Annotated in this window: 4 protein-coding genes; 2 read left to right on the forward strand and 2 right to left on the reverse strand. The window is 66.6% G+C overall.

The window, feature by feature from the left end; translation table 11 throughout:
- Complete coding sequence (locus AB4Z46_RS20480; RefSeq protein WP_442285370.1) at positions 1-675, reverse strand: histidine phosphatase family protein; 675 nt, start codon at positions 673-675, stop codon at positions 1-3.
- A 211-nt stretch (positions 676-886) separates the two neighbouring features.
- On the opposite strand from AB4Z46_RS20480, the gene AB4Z46_RS20485 reads away from it, so the two are divergent.
- Positions 887-3,895, forward strand: a complete 3,009-nt coding sequence (locus tag AB4Z46_RS20485) for an autotransporter outer membrane beta-barrel domain-containing protein (RefSeq protein WP_442285371.1) — start codon at positions 887-889, stop codon at positions 3,893-3,895.
- Positions 3,896-4,064: 169 nt separating this feature from the next.
- On the opposite strand, the gene AB4Z46_RS20490 is transcribed toward AB4Z46_RS20485, so the two are convergent.
- Positions 4,065-4,322, reverse strand: coding sequence for a hypothetical protein (locus AB4Z46_RS20490; RefSeq protein WP_442285372.1), 258 nt, complete (start codon positions 4,320-4,322; stop codon positions 4,065-4,067).
- A 398-nt stretch (positions 4,323-4,720) separates the two neighbouring features.
- On the opposite strand from AB4Z46_RS20490, the gene AB4Z46_RS20495 reads away from it, so the two are divergent.
- Positions 4,721-6,190 (forward strand): ESPR-type extended signal peptide-containing protein (locus AB4Z46_RS20495; protein WP_442285373.1); only part of this gene is annotated, 1,470 nt, incomplete at its 3' end.

Genomic DNA, 6,190 nt, shown 5'->3' on the forward strand with positions numbered 1-6,190 from the left:
TCACGCGTAGGTGATCCAGTCGGCGTACGCGGGGCCGTCGAGGTGCGGCAGCGTGTTGTAGGTCACCAGCATGTGGCGCTTCGGCGTGAACGCGAACTCCGTCACCGCGGTGTTTCGAATTCGCAGGTTCAGCTCGACCGTGGTCTCGGCGCTGGTGCCCAGCACATGGCCGACCGCCGTGCTGATCGGCCCGCCGCTCGACACCACCAGCACCTTCGCGCCGTGGTGCTTGTCGCGCACATGGTCGAGCGCGGTCGTCACGCCCGCCAGGAAGTCCGCATAGCTCGGCATGCCGACCGGTTCGGTCCGGCCCTGCATCCAGGCGCCGAGCCCCTCGCGCAGCAGGCGGAAATGGTGGCGGACCATCTCCGGCGTGGTCGCCTTCTCCAGCTTGCCGGGATGGACGGTGGCAATGATCGCCTCGCTGTCGTATTCGTTGAGGCCGGGCCAGGGCAGCACGTCCTCGCGCTCGAGCCCCATCCCTTGCGCGATCCCCTCCCAGGTCTGGCGATGGCGCTTCAGCGTGCCGGTGATCACCGCATCGAAGCGCATGCCGCGCTCGCGCCAGTACTCGCCCAGCCGGACCGCCTGCCGGCGGCCCAGTTCGCTGAGCTGGTCGTAGTCGGCCGCACCGAAGCTGGCCTGTCCGTGGCGCACGAGGTAGAGGGTTCCCATGGCGAGCGATTCTGCCAACAGGGCCCGTCCCACGGGGTCGCGGCGGCGACGTCCGGGGCTGGGATTCCACCCGGTGATCTCCGTCACGGGCGGTGATACAAGTGTAAAAAAGTGAGTTCAAAAGTATTCAATATGTAAGAATGAACACTTTTGTGTCATATGCCTGCTCGCCGGAATCCTGGTGCGCGGCCCAGATAAGGATTTCAGGAGCATGAACAGGTCATTTCGCAGTGTGTGGAATCACGCCCTCGGCGCGTGGGTCGCTGTTTCGGAAATCACGGCCGCGCGGGGCAAGCGCTCCGGCGGGCTCACGACCACACTGGTTCTGGCCGGCCTCGGCACGCTGGCGGCCAGCAGCAGCGCGCAGATCGTCGACTACGCGGGCGGCGCGACCGCTCCGTACCCGGACTACGCGGCGCCGCTGACGGCGCTTTCGGCGCCCGCGCCCACGCTCACGCTGAACAGCCTCGACAACCTCATCGCAACGCAGTCGGGCACCATCGGCGGCCCGGGCGGCATCACCAAGACCGGCGCCGGCACCATCGCGCTGACCGGCGTGAACAGCTACCAGGGCGGCACGACCATCAACAGCGGCGCCCTGCGGGTCAGCAACGACAACCAGCTGGGCGCCGTGAACGGCCAGATCGTGCTCGACAACGGCACCTTGCAGATGGGCGGCGACGGCTTCACGAGCGCGCGCGCCATTCAGCTGGGCGCGGGCGGCGGCACCATCGACGCCAACAACACCCGCTCCAATGTCCTGACCGGCCGCATTTCAGGCACCGGCAGGCTCTCGCTCGTCAATTCGGGCAGCAGTTCGACCGAGGATCGGCGCTTCAGCATCGACAACGCGAGCAGCAACTACAGCGGCGGCACAACGATCGGATTCGCCAGCGTCACCGTCGATCCCATCACCCATGTCGCCCCCCGGCGCATCAATGTCACCACCAGCACGACCGGATCGCTCGGCAGCGGGCGGATCGACATCCTCGGCAACGCCGAGCTCCAGTTCCTCGGCGCCAGCGCGGGCGCAGCCGACATCACGGTTCATCAGAGCACCAACATCCTCGGGTCCAACAGCGGCCTCCAGTTCGACAACGCCGGAGCCAGTGCCGGCACTTCGACGCTGACCCTCGACGCCCCCGGCGCCTACGTGTTCTTCAGCAATGGCGCGACGGCGGCCAATGCCAAGATCAAGAGCAACGGCGGTCGGCTCTATTTCTACGGAAGCAGCAGCGGCGGCAGCGCGACAGTCACCAACAACGGCGGTCTGTTGTATCTGCAGGACGTGACCGACCTCAGCGGCGCGATCGTGGAGAACAACACGGGCGGCCAGCTCTTCGTCAACGGCGTCGCCACCAGCGTGTCGGTGGGCTCGCTGTCGGGCAAAGGCAACGTGACCCTGGGGGCGAAGAACCTCACGGTCGGCGCCCTCGGCCGCGACGACGCCCTCAGCGGCATCATCTCGGACCAGGGGCTGGCCAACCTGGATGCCGTGGGCGCCCCCTACAACGGCGCGGTGACGGCCACCGGCGGCTCGCTGACCAAGGTCGGCGCCGGCACCCTGACGCTCAGCGGTGCCAACACCTACAGCGGCGCGACCCGGATCGACGCTGGGACCCTGAGGGCGGGCGCGGTCAACACCCTGAGCGCCGCCTCGGCGCACACCGTGGCGGCCGGCGCCACGCTCGACCTCGCGGGCTTCAACCAGACCGTGGCGTCGCTGAACAACAGCGGCACCGTGTCGCTGGCCGGCGCCGCCGCAGGCACCACGCTGCGGGTCACGGGCCCCTATGTCGGCAACAACGGCACGCTGCACCTGGGCACGACGCTCAATGCCAGCGGCCCGTCCGACCGCCTGGTGCTCGACGGCGCCGCGGCGGTCGCCAGCGGCAAGACGACGGTGCAGATCACCAACCTCAACGGCCTCGGCGGTCAGACCGCGGGCAACGGCATCGAGGTGATCTCCGCGCTGAACGGCGCCACGACCACGGCCCAGACCACGCGCGACGCCTTCGCCCTCGGCGGCGGACATGTCGACGCCGGCGCCTTCGAGTACCGGCTGTACGCGGCCGATGCCAGCGGCGCGGGCGAGAACTGGTACCTGCGCTCGCAGGCGGCGCCGACGCCGCCAACGCCAACGCCAACGCCAACGCCAACGCCAACGCCAACGCCAACGCCCGTGGTACCGGCGCCCTCGGTGCTGCCGGCCGCGCCCGCACCCGCACCCGCCTACCGCGTCGAAGTGCCCCTGATCGCGGCGGTGCCCGCCCAGTTGCGCCAGAACGACCTGGCGATGCTCGGCAACCTGCGTCGCCGCAGCGGCGACGACGACGCCAGCACCCAGTCGCTCGCCGCCCTGACACCGGTCGCGGGCGCGCTCGCCACCGATCGCCATGCCTGGGCCCGTGCCATCTACACCGACCTCGACATCCGTCAGGAAGGCACCGTGAACCCCTCCAGCCAGGGCCACGTGAGCGGGGTCCAGGCCGGTACCGATCTCTACGTCTCGCCGCTGGGCGACTGGCGTGCCGGCGTCTACGTCGGCGTGCTCGACGGCAATGCCGACGTCAGCGGCTCGGCCAGCGGCCTGTGGCGCGCGGTCGGCAGCAACGACTTGCGTTCGCGCTACCTGGCGGCCTACGCCAGCTACGCCAACACGACCGGCTTCTATGTCGACACCGTGCTGCAGTACGGCTCGCAGCGCTACACCGTGAAGCCGATCGGCCGGATCGAAACCTCCGGCGACGGCAGCAGCTGGCTGGCCGCGGTCGAGGTCGGCCAGGCCTTCGCGATGGGCGGCGGCTGGACCGTCGAGCCTCAGGCGCAGCTGATCTACAGCCGGGCCCGCCTCGACGACCTGACGATCCCCGGCGCGCGCGTGCAGCAGGACAACCTGGACAGCTGGACCGCCGGCCTGGGTGTCCGCGTGAAGGGCGACTTCGCGACCTCCGCCGGCCGCCTGCAGCCCTACGGCCGCGTCGGCGTCATCCATGGCACCGGCGGCGACACCATCGCGCGCTTCATCGGGCCGGCCGCCTTCGCCGACATCGCCACCGCGGGCAGCTACACCTCGATCGAGGTGGCGGGCGGCGTGACGCTGGCGCTCAACCGCAGCACCAGCCTCTATGGCGAAGTCGGCCACCTGTTCAGCACCGGCGGCGACACCGAGGTCAAGGCATCGATCCAGGGCGCCGTGGGCGTGCGCGTGCGCTGGTAGAGCCGGCGGTCTTCACCCGCGTTTTCGCGCGGGTGGAATGCGTGGATCAGAAGCTGTACTTGGCGCCAACCATGGCAGACGTGTCGCGGTAGCCCGAACTGCCGGGCCCGTAGGGCCACATTGCCCCAGAGCGTCCACCGCTTGTTCAGCTGCCCTTCGACCCCGAGCTTCAGCTCGCCGATGTCGGAGGCTCCCGCCCGCATGACCTCGCGCCGTCCAGCGTCGCCCCGAAATCACGCGAGTTGCGGATCCAGCTGGCTTCGACGAAAGGCTGGAATGCCTGCGTCTTGCCCGGTCCGCCGCACAGGCGGCGCAGCGGCGGAAATGCCGCGAGAAGGGCGAGCGCGAGCGTGGTGACCCGAGACGCTGTATCCGGATATCGCTGGGGAGGGGTAGTCGCGCCAAGGGTGTCGGCGGTTTGATTCACCGAATCAAAGCCGGCTCAAGACATTGAGTGCGACTAAAAATCCAGTTTATGGAGGCGTCGCCATGCCGGGTAAAAGAAATTTTCCAATTCGATGAAAGGCGGTTCGGATTTTAATTTTCGAATATTGAGTATTTGGGAATTTTTCACAATCGAACAATAGAGGTCACCGAGGGGGCGCGATGCCGCGCAAACCGATTTGAGGCTGTTTCAAATCGCTTTCAGAATGTTCTCATATCTTGAAATAGTGACTACTAATACCATTGACTTATCCCGTTGAAGACCAGTGAGGTCCGCAGACAATCAGTTTGAAAAGCAGTCGCAATTCGATCCTTTTCGCGATGTCCAGACTTCCATTCGACGATCCGATTTGAATTAGCCATCGATCAAAGGAAATAGTCATGAACAAGGTATATCGCGTCATCTGGAACAAGGCCACCGGCACCTGGACTGCAGCTTCGGAAGCCGCCCGTGGCAAGGGCAAGGGCAGTGGCAAGGCGCTGGCTGGCGCGTTGCTGCTCGTGGGCTTCGGTGTGCTCGGTACCCATGCGCATGCCGGCTATGTCGCAGGCGGCGGCACAGCGGGGGGGGACGGTAACTCCATTGGAATCGGCTGTGCCGACGCAACGGCAGGTGGTGCTGTCGCCCTGGGTGGAGATTGCAGCAATTCTGGTCCGCGAACTAAGGCACAAGGCGGTATTTCTGTTGCAGTTGGCTATGATGCGAACGTTTTGGGTACCACTTCCCAGGGAAGTATTGCTCTCGGTGCGGGTAGCCAAATTGGGACGTCCTCGTCGGGGGGGGCTGCCAATGCGGCAGCAGTTGGGCGAAATGCAAAGGTTGGCGACGGCGCGACGGGTGCCTTGGCTTTGGGCAGCTACTCCACGGTTGCGAAGGACGCGGTCAATGCGGTCGCCACCGGTACGAACGCGTCTGCCAGCGCAGCCAACAGCGTTGCACTGGGAGCGAGCGCCGTGGCGAATCGCGGTGCGGTTTCCGGTGTTGCGAACGCCTTGTCCTATAGCGGCGCCAAAGTGACGACCACGACCGGTGAAATCTCGGTCGGCTCGGCGACTGCGCAGCGCCAGATCACGAACGTCGCGGCAGGCACGCAGGATACCGATGCGGTCAATGTCGGGCAGGTCAAGACCGTGAAAACGGTCGCCGATTCCAATGCTGCGGCCGTGGCGAGCGCGCTGGGCGGCGGCTCGGCGGTCAAGGCGGACGGCACGATCTCGGCACCGAGCTACACGGTGGGCGGCACGACGGTCAACAACGTGGGCGCTGCCGTCACCAACCTGGACGGCCGCACGACCACGAATGCCACGAACATCGCGACCAACACCAACAATATCTCGAACCTCACGAACAATCTGAACAGCGGTTCGGTGGGCCTGGTGAAGCAGGACGCGACGACCAAGGCGATCACGGTAGCAGGCGACAAGGCCGGCACGTCGGTGAACTTCGCTGGCACGGACGGCGCTCGCACCCTGAGCGGCGTGAAGGCGGCCACGCTGGCTGCTGGCAGCACCGAAGCGGTGAACGGCGGTCAACTGTTCACGACCAACCAGAACGTGGCCGCCAACACGGCCAACATCGCGACCAACACGACCAACATCGCCGGCAACACGACGGCCATCGCCAAGCTCGACGGCCGTGTCACGACCGTCGAAGGCTCGGTGTCGGAACTGACCAACAACATGAACAGCGGTTCGGTGGGCTTGGTGAAGCAGGACGCGACGACCAAGGCGATCACGGTGGCTGGCGACAAGGCGGGCACGTCGGTGGACTTCACTGGCACGGCCGGCGCGCGCACCCTGAGCGGCGTGAAGGACGGTACGCTGGGCGAAACCAGCCGCGAAGCGGTGAAC

Origin of the sequence: Variovorax sp. M-6 (assembly GCF_052114385.1) — a bacterium.
Lineage (GTDB): Bacteria > Pseudomonadota > Gammaproteobacteria > Burkholderiales > Burkholderiaceae_C > Variovorax.